The sequence below is a fragment of the Aeromonas sp. ASNIH2 genome (assembly GCF_002934795.1).
GTDB lineage: Bacteria > Pseudomonadota > Gammaproteobacteria > Enterobacterales > Aeromonadaceae > Aeromonas > Aeromonas caviae.
In genome coordinates this window covers 745764-759929 of record NZ_CP026406.1, presented here as the reverse complement: position 1 = coordinate 759929, position 14166 = coordinate 745764, and the positions used below count along the sequence as shown (strand labels likewise).

The window sequence follows — 14166 nt, the reverse complement described above, 5'->3', positions numbered from 1 at the left end:
GCCTGGGTCAGGTTCGATCGCTTCCCCCCAGCGCCCGATAGATGCCTGCCATGTTGTTGAGCTGGGCCTGCTGCTGTGCCAGCAGAGCGAGCTCGGCATCCCACAGGCGGTTCTGCTCATCCAGCCAGGGTTGCACCCCGGTAGCACCGGCCAGGAAACGGGCGCCAGCGAGCCTTTCGGCCTCCCGGGCATAGGCCCTCTGCTGCTCCAGATAGCGCAGCCGCTGATCCCCTTGCTGACGGGCTGCCAGGCCATCCTCCACTTCCAGCAGCGCGGTATAGAGCTGCTTGCGAAACTCGGTTTCGGCAATCTGGTAGTCGATGTCGGCGCTGGCGATGGAGAGCCGGGTCTTGTTGTACTCGAGGAAAGGGAGCGCCAGCGTGGCGCCCAGGGTGCCGACCGGATTTTGCAGCACCTGGGTCAGGGTATCCGAGGTGGTGCTGGCACCGCCGGTCAGGCTCAGGGTGGGATAAAAGCCGGTGCGGATCTCGTCTCCCCTCGCAAGGGTCTTGCGCAGCCTGAGTTCGGCGGCGCGCACATCGGGCCGCCGGGCCAGCACATCGGCGGGAATGCCGGCCGCCAGGGACGGGATCGGGCCCATTACCAGGGCGTCGGGAGCGTCAGCGAGCGGCCCGCTGCTGCGGCCCAGCAGCAGGCGAAGAGCATTGCCCGCCTGTGCCCGCTGCTGGGTGAGGGTGGCGAGCTCCGCCTGCTTGCCTGCCTTCTGCTGGCTGGCCTGTACCAGATCGAGTCGGGTCACGGCGCCCGCCTCGTATTTGGCGCGGGTCAGGCGCTCAATGCGCTCCAGATTGGCCAGTTGCTGGGTGCTAAGGGTAATGGCTGAACCGAGGTAGGCCAGTTGCCAGTATTGCTCCAGGGTCTTGCCGATGAGCAGCAACCGGGTGGCGGCCAGATCCTGTTCGCTGGCCTGTGCTTCCCAGCTTGCCTGATCCCTTGCCGCGGCCAGTCTGCCCCAGAGATCCACCTCGTAGCTGAGGTTGAGGGAAGGGCCCAGGTTGCTGCTGGCGCTGCCATCTTTCATGTTCTTGGTGCCGCTGGCCCCGAGATTGGCGCTGACCGAGGGGGTGAGGTTGGTGTCAGCCAGATCGGCGCCGAGCAGGGCATTCTTGAGCTTGAGCCCGGCCACCCGCATGTCCGGGTTGGCGGCCAGCACCGCCTCGACCAAGCGATCGAGTGCGGGATCCTGGAATCCCTGCCACCAGGGGCCAGCCTGCTGCGCGGTGAGACCCCGGCTCTCCTGCTGCCATGCTGGCGCCACGTCGAGATCGGGTCTGTGATAGGTGCTCTGCTGGCTGCAGGCACCGAGGCTGGCGGTGAGCATCAGGCTTAGCCCGAGCCTTGATAGGTTGTGCATCGTCATTCCCTCGCCAGTGCCTCCACCGGATCGAGCCTGGCCGCATTGCGGGCGGGCAGGTAACCAAACAGGATCCCGATGAGGGAGGAGCACCCGAAGGCCATCAGGATGGAGAAGAGCGAGAAGCGCATCTGGAAGCTTTCCACGAGCAGGGAGAAGAGAGCGCCGATGAGCAGGGCGAGGCCGATACCGAGCAGCCCCCCCAGCAGGCTGACCATCACCGCCTCGATGAGGAACTGTTGCAGTATGTCGGACTGGCGGGCGCCGACGGCGATGCGGATCCCTATCTCCCGGGTGCGCTCCACCACCGAGACCAGCATGATGTTCATCACTCCGACGCCGCCGACGATGAGGGAGATCACCGCGATGGCGGAGACCAGCAGTGTCAGGGTGGCGGTGGTCTTCTCCACCGATTTGACGATGCTGTCGCTGCTGAAGGTGAAGAAGTCTTTCACGCCGTGGCGCTGGGTCAGCAGGGCGACTGCCGCCTGCTCGGCCAGGGCGGGCTGGACGCCGTCCTTGACCCGGATGGTGATCTGGGTGAAGTGCTGCTGGGAGAGGAGACGGCTCATGACGGCGCTGTAGGGGAGCCAGACATTGACCGACTGGCTGCTGCGGCCAAAGCCGGTCTCCTGGGTGACCACCCCCACGATGCGCACCGGCAGGGTGCCGACCAGCACCACCTGGCCGACCGGGTCCACCTGGCCGAGCAGGCTCTCTATGGTCTTGCCATCCACCACGGCGACTGCCGTCCGGTTGCGAATGTCCCGCTCATCGAGCAGGCGCCCCTGGGTGAGCGTCATCCCCTTGACCCGGAAAAAGTCGTTGCCGACCCCGATCACGCTGCCGCTGCTGGTCTTGTTGCGATAGCGAAGCTGGCCCGACGTCGCTATCTGGGGGCTGGCCCCCTCCAGATAGGGCTGGCCGAGCAGCGCGTCGAGATCCCGCTCGTTCAGGGTCTGGATGCTGGCGGCCTTCTCGTCTCCCCAGTCCTTGCCGGGGAAGATGTCGATGGTGTTGGTGCCCATGGCGTTGATGTCGTCGATCACCTTGGCGCGCGCCCCCTGACCCAGCGCCACCACGCTGACCACGGCGGCGATGCCGATGATGATGCCGAGCATGGTGAGGAAGGTGCGCATGCGATGGGCCAGCATGGCGTGCAGGGCCATGCGCCCCGCCTCCCGGTAGCGATCCCAGCCCGGGCTTGCGGTGCGGACGGCGGCGCCTGTGTCCTGTGCATCTTGCCCGACAGAGGGAGGGGCCAGCTGGCTGCCGTCACCCGGCTGCGGGTGGGTCGGCGCCCCGGATGGGGAGGGTGAGGCTGCGTTGTCATCGGCCGCCCGATGGCCGCTGTCCTCCACTACCCGCCCGTCACGCAGGGTGATGATGCGATCCGCATGGCTTGCTACCGCCATGTCGTGGGTCACCAGAATGATGGTGTGGCCCTGGGCGTGCAGCTCCTTGAGGATGGTCATCACCTCCTTGCCGCTCTGGCTGTCGAGAGCGCCGGTGGGTTCGTCCGCCAGGATCACCTCGCCGCCGTTGGCGAGCGCCCGGGCAATACTGACCCGCTGCTGCTGACCGCCGGAGAGCTGGCCGGGTCTGTGGTGGCTGCGATCCTGCAGTCCCAGGCGGGTCAGCAAGGTGCGGGCTCGGGCCTGGCGATCAAGGCGGGCAGTGCCGGCATAGATGGCGGGGATCTCCACGTTGGCGGCCGCATCCAGATGGGGCAGCAGGTGATAGCGCTGGAAGATGAAGCCGAAGTGGTGGCAGCGCAGCCGTGCCAGGGAGAGGGCATCCAGGGTCGCGGTATCCTGGCCGCGAAACAGATACTGGCCGCCGCTCGGGTGATCGAGGCAGCCCAGCAGGTTCATCAGGGTCGATTTGCCGGAGCCGGAGGCGCCGACGATGGCCACCATCTCCCCGGCATCGATGGCGAGATCCAGCGGGTGCAGCACGGTCACTTCGTGCTCTCCGCTCTGGTAGCGCCGCTCGATGCCCTTGAGACGGATCAGGGGCTCGCTCACGGCTCCATCTCCCCTTCATCGTGCAGGGCCGGCTTGCCCTGCTCCAGGATCACCTTATCCTGCTCGGTCAGGCCGCTCACCACCTCAATCTTGATGTCATCCTTCATGCCGGTCTTGATGCGGCGGATCTCTCTCTGGTCCCCTGCCTTGAGCAGGCTGACCTCGTACTCGTTGTCGCCAGTCTTCTTGCCGAGGGCGGTCTGGGGAATGGCCAGTACCTGCTTGCGCTCGCCGAGCACGATGGTGACCTGGGTCGTCATGGCGACCCTCAACTGATGGCCGGGGTTAGGCACATCGAACAGGGCATAGTAGTAGATGGCCGCATTGCTGGTGGCTGTGGTGCTGGCCGTCTGCTCATTGATGTTGGTGGGGGCCAGCTCGACCGTGCGCAGGGTACCGTGGTAGCGAGTATCCGGATCCCCTATCAGGGTGAAATAGACCGGCATGCCCGCCTTGACACGGGTGACGTCCGCTTCGGAGATCTGGGCCTTGACCGTCATGGTGTCGAGATTGGCGAGCTTGAGCAGGGTCGGTACCGTCTGGCTGGCGGCCAGAGTCTGCCCCTGCCGGGTGACGATGGAGACGACGGTACCATCCATGGGGGCCTGAATGCGGTTGTAGCCGAGCTCCGTCTTGGCGCGCTCCACCTTGATGATGGCGTTGTCGATGTCGGCCTGGGCGCTTTGCAGCTCGGCCCGGGTGACGGCAAGCTGGGCTTCGGCGCTCTCCAGATCCGCACGAGAGCTCGCTTCCTGCCGAAACATCTGCTGCTGGCGGCGCCAGGCAAGCTCGTTCTGTTTGAGCTGTGCCTGCTTGATCTTGAGCTGGGCGCGGCGGCTGGCCAGCTCAGCTTCGGCGGTCTTGAGGTTGTTCTGGGCGATCAGGGGATCGATCTCCGCCAGCAGCTCTCCTTGTTTGACCTGTTGACCCGCTTCCACCGCGAGATAGGTGACCTGACCCGAGACCTGGGCCCCCACATCCACCTGCTCGATGGCCTGCAGTACGCCACTGGCGAGCACCGTCTGCTCCACATCCTGGCGGGTTACCGTTGCGGTCAGTACCGGGTCCGGTGTGTTGCCTGGCCAGGCCAGCCAGGTGACGAGAGGGATCAGCACAAGGGCGAGCAGGGCGAGCTTGCCGGGTTTTCGAAGAGCTTTCATTTATCACCTGAACGAAACGAGCGAAGGCGTGCAAGGGCCATATCGTGCAGCAAATGGCCCTCAAAAAGAAGCGAGCAATGTGTAAGAAATCGTGTGGTTCTGGCGTTGACGCAGTGGAGGAGGTCAAGCTGGGGGAGGGTGACGGCGGGGCGTCAGAAACAAGAAGACCCGCTCAGGGAGCGGGTCTTGTGGTGTCAACCGACGGCTTTGAGCAAGGCGGCGTGAGGCTCGTGGCAGATCTGGATATCGAGGGGCAGTTTGTAGAGGAGCAGACGGGCCAGCGAGCCCTTCATCCAGTGATGACGGCTGCCGACCAGCAAGAGGTCGGCGGGGTGAGCGGTCAGCCAGCGCTGGAGATCCGGCACCACGTCATCCACCACCAGGCACTGGTAATCCACCGGATGAGACAGCTGGGGGATGAGTTCACTGATGATCGCCTTGGCATCCAGGGTGCCCTGGGCGCTGCGCTCCTCTTGTGACAGGGACAGACTATTGCGACGGGTCTTGCTGCTGTGGGTCAGGTGCAACAAGGTCAGGTTGGCGCCCAGCCCTTGTGCCAGACGGCTCGCCTTGGCCAGTGTCTCCTGCTCGTAATCCTTGCCTTCCAGCAACAGCACAATATTGGTCGGGCTCATAAGCAGTTCTCCTTGGCAGGTGCGGGTCAGACGGTGGAAGCGCGCTCCCATCCTCCCTTCCCGCGAAATGTCAGCTCAAACGAACCCGGTGTGTTTGCATCAAGCGTCACCTTCTGTCGATGGCAACTGAAGGTACCGAGTCCGTTTACATCATCATAACAGACTGAGTTGAATGGAAAATGAAGGAGTGGGTCCGTTCGATATGTGAATGAGTGCAACGAAGATGAGTGGCGTTCTGACCATGGCGATGGAAACCCGACTGGGTGATGACCAGGCTGACAGGCTCAGATTGAGCATCAAGACATGTGCCGCGGATTAGCCAGGGCAGCCCCTCTTTCTTGCGGCTCACGGCATCGGCCAACCAGGCCGGCGCCGTCGGCAAGAGGTTTCAGCTAGCCACCGCGATGATGGCACGGTCAATCTGAAAGGGCCGACATGGACGGGAGGGCATCCCGTCCGCCCCGTGGTCAGCTTGCGAGCAACTCACGGGCGTTGGCCAGGGTGTTGTCGGTGATCTGATCGCCCCCCAACAGGCGGGCCAGTTCGTTGAGCCGGGCGCCCGGGGTGAGCGCCTGCATCTGGGTTTCCGTTGTCTTGCCGTCGGTGTGTTTGCTCACCACCATGTGCTGGTGACCCTTGCCTGCCACCTGGGGCAGGTGGGTGACCACCATCACCTGGGTGGATTCGCCGAGCTGGCGCAACAGGCGGCCCACCACGGCGGCAGTCGGACCGCTGATCCCCACATCCACTTCGTCAAAGATAAGGGTCGGGGTGGAGATCTTGCGTGCGCTGATCACCACGATGGCGAGGCTGATACGCGACAGCTCGCCGCCGGAGGCCACCTTGCCGAGCGGCTGGATGGGCTGGCCCGGGTTGGTGGTGACCATGAACTCCACCCGATCGATGCCAAGGGGCGAGAGGCTGCTCTGGGCATCGGGTCGCACCTCGATGGCGAAGCGGCCATCGGGCATCGCCAGTTCGTGCATGCTGGCGCTTACCTTCGCGCCCAGCTCCTCGGCATAGCGCTGGCGACTCTGGCTCAGGGCCTCGGCGGCCTGCACGAAGGCCTGGCGGGCCGAGGCTAGCTCGTCCTCCATCCCCTCGAGTCGCTCTTCGTCGGAGTGCAGGCGGGCCAGATCGGCGGCCAGCTCCTGATGGTGCAGGGCCAGCTCCGCCGGTTTGACATGGTGCTTGCGTGCTAAGTTGATGGCCTTGGAGAGGCGGCTCTCCAGCTCGTTGAAGCGCTCTGGATCCAGTTCCAGCCGGTCGAGATAGCTGCGCAGCTCGCTGTGGCTCTCCTGTACGCCGATCAGGGCTTCGTTGAGCATGCCGAGCACGTTGCCAAGCCGGCTGTCCATGCCGACCAGGGTCTCGGCTCTGTCCACGGCCGTCTGCAGCAGACCGGCGATGGTGGTCTCTTCATTGTCATAGAGCAGATCGAGGCAATACCCGCACTCCTGCATCAGCTCGGTGCCATTGGCGAGCCGCTGATGCTCCTCTTCAATCTCTTCAAACTCTCCCGGCTGAAGGGCAAATTCGTCCAGCTCCTGCACCTGGTATTCGATGAGTTGACGGCGGGCTTCCCGCTGCTGCTGCTCGGCCTTGAGCCGGTTGAGCTCGTTTTGCAACTGGCGCCACTGCTGGTAGTGGCGGCGCACATCGTCGAGGAGCAGATGATGACCGGCGTAGCCGTCCAGCAGGGCGAGCTGGTAATCGGGTTTGAGCAGCATCTGGTGAGCGTGCTGACCGTGGACGTTGACCAGCAGTTGACCCAGGTTCCTTAGCTGGGCGAGGGGGACGGGAACCCCGTTGATATAGCTGCGAGAGCGCCCCTCGGCGGACAGTACCCGCCGGACGATGCACTCACCGTCATTTTCAAGCTCGTTGGTGGCGAGCCAGGCCCGGGCGGCAGGATTACCCTCCAGCACGAAGCGGGCACTCACCTCGGTCTTGTCGCTGCCCGGGCGCACCATGCTGGCTTCGGCGCGTTCCCCCAGGCACAGCCCCAGAGCATCGATGGCGATGGATTTGCCCGCCCCGGTCTCCCCGGTGATGCAGGTCATCCCCGGTTGCAGATCGAGCTCGAGAAACTTGACGATGGCGAAGTTGTTGACGGTCAGCTGGGTCAGCATGGTCTCATCCTGTATGGGTCAACATTACTGTGTATGCATCCAGTATATACTGGTCTTATATACAGTAAAGTGGGCAGGGAGGATTTTTGCGAAACAGGGGAGGGCAAGGATGTCAAGGCCGCGGCATGGGTGTGACGCCGATCAGATGGCCTGCAAATCAACCTGCGTACCTGGCATGGGCTGAGGCGATGCGAGAAGCCACCTTAAGGGGCTCTCTTGTGGTGAGTGGCTGGCTGAGACACACTCGAAACAGTCCTGGTTGAGCCTGGGCTGTGCACAGACCTCTTCGCAAGGATGCGTCACGATGATCCATACCCCGACCCTGCTGCTGATCTCCCTGGCAATCAACCTGATGTCGGGGCTGATCATGCTGTTCATTCACTCCCTGAAGCCGGGTCGAGGCAACTTTCTGTACTGGTCCCTCTCCGCTTTTCTCTTCTCCCTCTCCATCCTGCTGCTCAGTCTGGGGGTGTTGGGCGGCCATCCGGCGCTGGGCATCCGGGTCGGCGGCCTGGTCTCGCTCATGAGCATCCTGCTGTTGCTCGCCGGTTTTTGTGCGCTTTACGAGCGCGCATGGCATCCCCGTGCCGTGAGGGGAGGCGTGGCGGTGTTGCTGCTGCTCTATCTGGGATTGTCCAGCCTCGCCCCCGTGCGCATTGTGCTGGCTCTGATGGAGTCAATGTTGTACCTGTGGTGCGCCTGCCTCATCGTCTCTCTCGGCCGGCAACAGAAGCGGGTGCTCCATGCGGTGGCGCTCATTTACCTGCTGCATTTCACCATCCTGCTGAGCCAGGGGGGGCTGCTCTTGCTGGGAGTCGAAGAGCGGATAGGGGACGGAGACTGGCTCGATCTCATCTTCTTCATGCACATGGTGCTGACCATCGGCTCGGTGTTGCTGCTGCCTCTGGTGGCCTATGTGGAGACGGAGGAGGCATTGCTGGCGCTCTCGGAGCGGGATCCCCTCACCGGGGTGCTTAATCGGCGCGGCCTCTCCAGGCAGGGAGAGGGGGCTACGCCTGGCCAGACGCGCTGCGTGGTGGTCCTGGACATCGATCACTTCAAGCGGGTCAACGACCAGTTTGGTCACGGCTGCGGGGATGAAGTCATTCGCTATGTGGCCGGGGTGCTGGTGGCCGAGGTACGCAAGGATGATCTGGTGGGGCGCATCGGTGGCGAGGAGTTCGCCATCATCATGGGGGGCGTGAGCGGCCAGATGGCCCGCGACATCTGTGATCGGATCCGCCGCCAGATAGAGACGGGCTCCCGGCAGGGGGCCTGCCTGCCGTGCGAGGGGGTTACGGTGAGCATGGGGGTTGTGTGCGCCAGTGCCGAGGCTGACCTGGCACTGATGCTGACCAAAGCCGATGCTGCCATGTACCGGGCGAAGGAGGCGGGGCGAAACGGGGTGCATCTGGCATTCGAGCCGGCACTGCCTCGGCTGGTCGAAAGCAGCGAGGGGTAGACCCTCGCCACCGGTGTTGCCTGGCTAGAAGAGTTTGCTGCCCCAACCGAGCTTGTTGCGCAGCACGTGGAAGTAGCTGTAATCCAGCGGATGCACCAGATGAAGCTTGTGGCTGCTCTTCTTGATGAGGATCTCGTCCCCCGGGTGGACCGCCAGGGTGACCTGGCCGTCGCAGCTCACCTGCATGGCGTCGTCCTGGTTGTCCGGCGAGACCAGCAGCCGCACTTCGCTGTCCGCATCCAGCACGATGGGGCGGCTGCTCAGGGTATGCGGGAACATGGGCACCAGCGTGATGGCGTTGAGCTTGGGGGTGAGAATGGCGCCCCCTGCCGACAGGGAGTAGGCGGTGGAGCCGGTGGGTGTCGCCACTATGATGCCGTCCGAGCGCTGGCTGTACATGAAGCTGCCGTCGATGTAGACCTCGAATTCGATCATGTGGGCGATCTTGCCCGGGTGAAGCACCGCCTCGTTGACCGCGAGGTTGCTCGACTTGCGCTCCCCGTGGCGATAGACGGCGGCCTCCAGCAGGAAGCGATGCTCGCTCTTGAAGTGACCCGAGAGCACCTGCTCCAGGGGCAGCAGATAATCCTGGGGCGAGAGATCGGTCAGGAAGCCGAGGTTGCCCCGGTTCACCCCGATCACCGCCACATCGAACCGTGACAGCACCCGGGCGGCCCCCAGCATGTTGCCGTCACCGCCGACGACGATGGCGAGATCCGCCTGCTCGCCGAGCTGCACCAGATCCATCACGTTCTCCCCGAGCAGCCCCAGGGTATGGGCCACCCGGCTCTCCAGCAGCACACGAAAGCCGCGGCTGGTCAGGTACTGATACAGGCCGGTCAGGGTCTGGTTGGCCCCCTCGTGATGGGGCTTGCCGATGAGGGCAACGGTTTTGAACGGAGAATCCATAGGTTATCGGGTCTGGGAGAGTCTTGGGGGGAGTATACCGCGCTTTGCCGGGGATTTGTCTGCCTCCGTGGCGGTTGGTGCAATCGGCCCCGAAAAGGGGCTGCCTGGCACGCGGATGGGCGCCATTGTGCCCGATCTGCCCTTTTCCCCTTGAAAGCCGGGGCTGTGTCCCCATAATAGCGCCAACACAGGGTCTGCTGGCGCGTGTCGCTTGTCTGAACGCCAGCCACCCTCACACGCAACCCCTGAATATTGGAGATGTCATGAGCCACGAAGAACAAAAGGTTGAAGCGATGGAGCAAGTGGAAGCCCAGCCAGTCGAGCCGACCGATGTAGACAGTGAAGTGACAGCCGAGCAGGCCCGCATCGCCGAGCTGGAGGCCCAGCTGGAGGCGGCCCAGCAGGCCTCCCTGGAAGAGCGCGAGCGCGCCATTCGCGCCGTCGCCGAGATGGAGAACCTGCGTCGCCGTGCCGCTCAGGACGTGGAGAAAGCCCACAAGTTTGCACTGGAGAAGTTCGCCGCAGAGCTCTTGCCGGTGCTGGACAACCTGGAGCGCGCCATCGAGCTGGCGGACAAGGAGAACGACACCCTCAAGCCGATGATTGAAGGGGTCGAGCTGACCCTGAAATCCATGCAGAGCGGCGTGGCCAAGTTTGGCCTGGTGGCGCTGGACCCGACTAACCAGCCGTTCGACCCCAATGCCCACCAGGCCATGAGCATGGTGCCCAGTGCCGACGTGGCGCCGAACACCGTGATCGCCGTGATGCAGAAGGGCTACGAGCTCAACGGCCGCGTCATCCGCCCGGCCATGGTGATGGTGTCCAAGTCCGCTGACTGATCGCGCTGTTCTCACCAAGCCCGCCGCTTGGCGGGCTTTTTGTTGGATGTGGCGCCAAAAAAAACTGTCTGGCGTCATTTGGCTGTCAGGTGGCCTGTATGCAGGTTTTTTCAGGGCCGGACTTGAAGCGCCGACTTGAGACCCCATATAGGTTGCAAGGCCACGGCGGCACAAAAAATTTGATGCCGGGAGCTTGAAAGCCACAGTGGCAGGCCCCACCTAGCCGTTAACGTATCAAGGCGAGCCCCTCGCCAGTTTATTCAAAGTATTTGGAGATTCGTCAAATGGGTAAAATCATCGGTATTGACCTGGGTACTACCAACTCCTGCGTCGCTATTCTGGATGGCGACCATGCTCGCGTGATCGAGAACGCGGAAGGCGACCGTACTACTCCGTCCATCATTGCCTATGCCGATGACGGCGAAATCCTGGTTGGTCAGCCGGCCAAGCGCCAAGCCATCACCAACCCGAAGAACACGCTGTTCGCCATCAAGCGTCTGATCGGCCGTCGTTTCGAAGATGACGAAGTACAACGTGACCTGAAAATCATGCCTTACGCCATCGCCAAGGCCGACAACGGTGACGCCTGGGTTGAAGTGAAAGGCAAGAAAATGGCACCGCCGCAGATCTCTGCCGAAGTGCTGAAAAAGATGAAGAAGACCGCCGAGGACTACCTGGGCGAGCCGGTGACCGAAGCCGTCATCACCGTACCGGCCTACTTCAACGACGCCCAGCGTCAGGCCACCAAGGATGCCGGTCGCATCGCCGGTCTGGACGTCAAGCGCATCATCAACGAGCCGACTGCGGCTGCGTTTGCCTACGGCGTCAACAAGGTCAAGGGCGAGCGCAAGGTTGCTGTATACGACCTGGGTGGCGGTACCTTCGATATCTCCATCATCGAGATCGACGAAGTCGAAGGGGAAACCACCTTCGAAGTGCTGGCGACCAACGGTAACACCCACCTGGGTGGTGAAGACTTCGACAACCGCGTCATCAACTACCTGGTTGACGAGTTCAAGCGCGAGCAGGGCATCGATCTGCGCAACGACCAGCTGGCCTTGCAGCGTCTGAAAGATGCAGCCGAAAAAGCCAAGATCGAGCTCTCTTCTGCCCAGCAGACCGACGTGAACCTGCCGTACATCACAGCAGATGCCACCGGTCCGAAGCACATGAACATCAAGGTGACCCGCGCCAAGCTGGAATCCCTGGTGGAAGACATGGTGAAAGACTCCCTGGAGCCTGTTCGTGTCGCCCTGAAAGACTCCGGTCTGGCGGTTGGCGAGATCGACGACGTCATCCTGGTGGGCGGTCAGACCCGTATGCCGCTGGTTCAGAAGACCGTGGCCGACTTCTTCGGCAAAGAGCCGCGCAAAGACGTCAACCCGGACGAAGCCGTGGCCATGGGTGCTGCCATCCAGGGTGCCGTACTGTCCGGTGACAAGACCGACGTACTGCTGCTGGACGTGACTCCGCTCTCCCTGGGGATCGAAACCATGGGCAGCGTGATGACCGCGCTCATCGAGAAGAACACCACCATTCCGACCAAGAAGTCCCAGGTGTTCTCCACCGCCGAAGACAACCAGTCTGCCGTGACCATTCACGTGCTGCAGGGTGAGCGCAAGCGCGCCAGCGACAACAAGTCCCTGGGCCAGTTCAACCTGGAAGGCATCCGTCCGGCACCGCGCGGTCTGCCGCAGATCGAAGTGACCTTCGACATCGACGCCAACGGCATCCTGCACGTCTCCGCGAAAGACAAGGAGACCAACAAGGAGCAGAAGATCACCATCCAGGCCTCTTCCGGTCTGTCTGATGACGAGATCGAACGCATGGTACGCGAAGCCGAAGCCAACGCGGCCGAGGACAAGAAGTTCGAAGAGCTGGTGCAGGCCCGCAACCAGGCTGACGGTCTGGTCCACTCCGTGCGCAAGCAGGTCACCGAAGCCGGTGAAGCTCTGCCTGCCGACGAGAAGACCAAGATCGAGACTGCCCTGAGCGAGCTGGAATCCGCCATCAAGGGTGACGACAAGGCTGCCATCGAAGCCAAGCAGCAAGCGCTGCTGGAAGCGTCCCAGAAGCTGATGGAAATTGCTCAGCAGCAGGCTCAGGCGCAAGGCGCCGCCGGTGCTGACGCCGGTCAGTCCTCCTCTTCTGCCAAGGCTGACGACGACGTGGTCGACGCCGAGTTCGAAGAAGTGAAAGACGACAAGAAGTAAGCCCGACCCGGATGGGCGAAGTCCGCTTCGCCCATCGGCTCAGAATCTGTTCACGGTCTATCGCGAGAGGCCGTCAGCAAGGTAAAGAGCAGCGCAAGAACCGGAGTCTATGTGAATACATGAGCACTCTTGGTTACAAACAAGCGAGCTGCACATGAGCCTTGATCACGGCTTCGTAGTAAGAGTGTGAGCAGATTCGTCAATGAATTTACGGGCGTTGGGTAACCAACGCCCGTCTGCGTAACTGCTGATATAGCAACAGGATGAGTATGTCGAAGCGCGATTTCTACGAAGTGCTCGGGGTATCGAAAGGTGCCGACGAGCGCGAGATCAAGAAGGCGTACAAGCGTCTGGCCATGAAGTATCACCCGGATCGCAACCAGGGTGATGCCGGGGCTGAAGAGAAGTTCAAAGAGGTCAAGGAAGCCTACGAGGTCCTGACCGACGAGAACCTGCGTGCCCGTTATGACCAGTACGGTCATGCCGGGGTGGATCCGAGCCAGGGTGGCGGCCACGGCGGCTTTGGCGGTGGTGCCGATTTCGGCGACATCTTCGGCGACGTGTTTGGCGACATCTTCGGTGGTCGCGGGGGCGGTCGTCGCGGCCCGGCCCGTGGCGCCGATCTGCGCTACAACATGGAGCTGACGCTGGAAGAGGCGGTGCGCGGGGTTTCCAAGGAGATCAAGATCCCGACCCAGGTCCACTGCGAAGTGTGCAACGGCTCCGGTGCCCATACCGGTAGCCAGGCCCAGACCTGCCCCACCTGCCACGGCTCCGGCCAGGTGCAGATGCGTCAGGGCTTCTTCGCGGTGCAGCAGCCTTGCCCCCACTGTCACGGTCGCGGCAAGATCATCAAGGATCCGTGCCGCAAGTGCCATGGGGAAGGGCGCTACCAGAAGACCAAGACCCTGTCGGTCAAGATCCCGGCCGGGGTCGATACCGGGGATCGCATCCGTCTCTCCGGCGAAGGGGAGGCGGGGGAAACCGGCGCATCGGCGGGGGATCTCTACGTACAGGTTCACGTGCGCGAGCACGAGATCTTCGTCCGTGACGGCAACGACCTCTACTGCGAAGTGCCCATCAGCTTCACCACGGCGGCGCTCGGCGGCGAGATCGAGGTGCCGACCCTGGATGGCCGGGTCAAGCTCAAGGTGACCCCGGAGACCCAGACCGGCAAGCTGTTCCGCCTGCGGGGCAAGGGCGTCAAGTCCGTGCGCTCCGGCCAGGTGGGGGATCTGATGTGCAAGGTGGTGATCGAGACTCCGGTCAAGCTGACCGAGACCCAGAAAGATCTGCTGCGCCAGCTGGACGACTCCTTCAGCGGCGCCGCTGCCAAGACTCACAAGCCGAAATCCGAAGGCTTCTTCGAAGGGGTGAAACGCTTCTTCGACGACCTGACCAAATAAACGCGACC

The 14166-nt window shown here is 62.9% G+C and carries 10 protein-coding genes; 4 read left to right on the top strand and 6 right to left on the bottom strand.

What is annotated here, in order from left to right:
* Positions 1 to 7: 7 nt before the first annotated feature.
* The 5 genes from C3F36_RS03460 to recN form a co-directional block, all read right to left on the bottom strand.
* Positions 8 to 1381 carry an efflux transporter outer membrane subunit gene (locus tag C3F36_RS03460; protein ID WP_104454477.1) on the bottom strand — a complete coding sequence of 458 codons (1374 nt, stop codon included), beginning with the start codon at positions 1379 to 1381 and terminating at the stop codon, positions 8 to 10.
* A complete protein-coding gene (locus tag C3F36_RS03455; RefSeq protein ID WP_104454476.1) occupies positions 1378 to 3402 on the bottom strand; it encodes a MacB family efflux pump subunit in 2025 nt (674 codons plus the stop codon). Before C3F36_RS03455 ends, C3F36_RS03460 begins: the two co-directional genes overlap by 4 nt.
* Positions 3399 to 4562 carry an efflux RND transporter periplasmic adaptor subunit gene (locus tag C3F36_RS03450; protein WP_069785330.1) on the bottom strand — a complete coding sequence of 388 codons (1164 nt, stop codon included), beginning with the start codon at positions 4560 to 4562 and terminating at the stop codon, positions 3399 to 3401. Before C3F36_RS03450 ends, C3F36_RS03455 begins: the two co-directional genes overlap by 4 nt.
* A gap of 194 nt (positions 4563 to 4756) precedes the next feature.
* Positions 4757 to 5197: a universal stress protein gene (locus tag C3F36_RS03445; RefSeq protein WP_104454475.1), complete on the bottom strand. Its 441-nt coding sequence runs from the start codon at positions 5195 to 5197 to the stop codon at positions 4757 to 4759.
* Positions 5198 to 5664: 467 nt separating this feature from the next.
* Positions 5665 to 7329 (bottom strand): DNA repair protein RecN, encoded by a 1665-nt coding sequence (recN, locus tag C3F36_RS03440; protein WP_104454474.1) that lies wholly within the window; start codon positions 7327 to 7329, stop codon positions 5665 to 5667.
* Between the two features lie 304 nt (positions 7330 to 7633).
* Here recN and C3F36_RS03435 point away from each other — a divergent pair, with 304 nt between their 5' ends.
* Positions 7634 to 8791 carry a GGDEF domain-containing protein gene (locus C3F36_RS03435; RefSeq protein WP_104454473.1) on the top strand — a complete coding sequence of 386 codons (1158 nt, stop codon included), beginning with the start codon at positions 7634 to 7636 and terminating at the stop codon, positions 8789 to 8791.
* A gap of 24 nt (positions 8792 to 8815) precedes the next feature.
* On the opposite strand, the gene nadK is transcribed toward C3F36_RS03435, so the two are convergent.
* Positions 8816 to 9700 carry an NAD(+) kinase gene (gene nadK, locus C3F36_RS03430; protein ID WP_010673644.1) on the bottom strand — a complete coding sequence of 295 codons (885 nt, stop codon included), beginning with the start codon at positions 9698 to 9700 and terminating at the stop codon, positions 8816 to 8818.
* Positions 9701 to 9963: 263 nt separating this feature from the next.
* Here nadK and grpE point away from each other — a divergent pair, with 263 nt between their 5' ends.
* The 3 genes from grpE (at position 9964) to dnaJ (ending at position 14158) form a co-directional block, all read left to right on the top strand.
* A complete protein-coding gene (gene grpE / locus C3F36_RS03425) occupies positions 9964 to 10539 on the top strand; it encodes a nucleotide exchange factor GrpE (protein WP_029314044.1) in 576 nt (191 codons plus the stop codon).
* 284 nt (positions 10540 to 10823) lie between these two features.
* Entirely contained in the window at positions 10824 to 12752 is a 1929-nt protein-coding gene (gene dnaK, locus C3F36_RS03420) for a molecular chaperone DnaK (RefSeq protein WP_010673646.1), read from the top strand.
* A gap of 269 nt (positions 12753 to 13021) precedes the next feature.
* Positions 13022 to 14158 carry a molecular chaperone DnaJ gene (gene dnaJ, locus C3F36_RS03415; protein WP_010673647.1) on the top strand — a complete coding sequence of 379 codons (1137 nt, stop codon included), beginning with the start codon at positions 13022 to 13024 and terminating at the stop codon, positions 14156 to 14158.
* Positions 14159 to 14166: the final 8 nt, after the last annotated feature.

Excerpts from the sequence above, each read along its gene's own strand:
- C3F36_RS03435 (WP_104454473.1), top strand. The coding sequence starts at position 7,634 with ATGATCCATACCCCGACCCTGCTGCTGATCTCCCTGGCAATCAACCTG.
- grpE (WP_029314044.1), top strand. The coding sequence starts at position 9,964 with ATGAGCCACGAAGAACAAAAGGTTGAAGCGATGGAGCAAGTGGAAGCC.
- C3F36_RS03460 (WP_104454477.1), bottom strand. The coding sequence starts at position 1,381 with ATGACGATGCACAACCTATCAAGGCTCGGGCTAAGCCTGATGCTCACC.
- C3F36_RS03445 (WP_104454475.1), bottom strand. The coding sequence starts at position 5,197 with ATGAGCCCGACCAATATTGTGCTGTTGCTGGAAGGCAAGGATTACGAG.
- recN (WP_104454474.1), bottom strand. The coding sequence starts at position 7,329 with ATGCTGACCCAGCTGACCGTCAACAACTTCGCCATCGTCAAGTTTCTC.
- dnaJ (WP_010673647.1), top strand. The coding sequence starts at position 13,022 with ATGTCGAAGCGCGATTTCTACGAAGTGCTCGGGGTATCGAAAGGTGCC.
- C3F36_RS03450 (WP_069785330.1), bottom strand. The coding sequence starts at position 4,562 with ATGAAAGCTCTTCGAAAACCCGGCAAGCTCGCCCTGCTCGCCCTTGTG.
- dnaK (WP_010673646.1), top strand. The coding sequence starts at position 10,824 with ATGGGTAAAATCATCGGTATTGACCTGGGTACTACCAACTCCTGCGTC.
- nadK (WP_010673644.1), bottom strand. The coding sequence starts at position 9,700 with ATGGATTCTCCGTTCAAAACCGTTGCCCTCATCGGCAAGCCCCATCAC.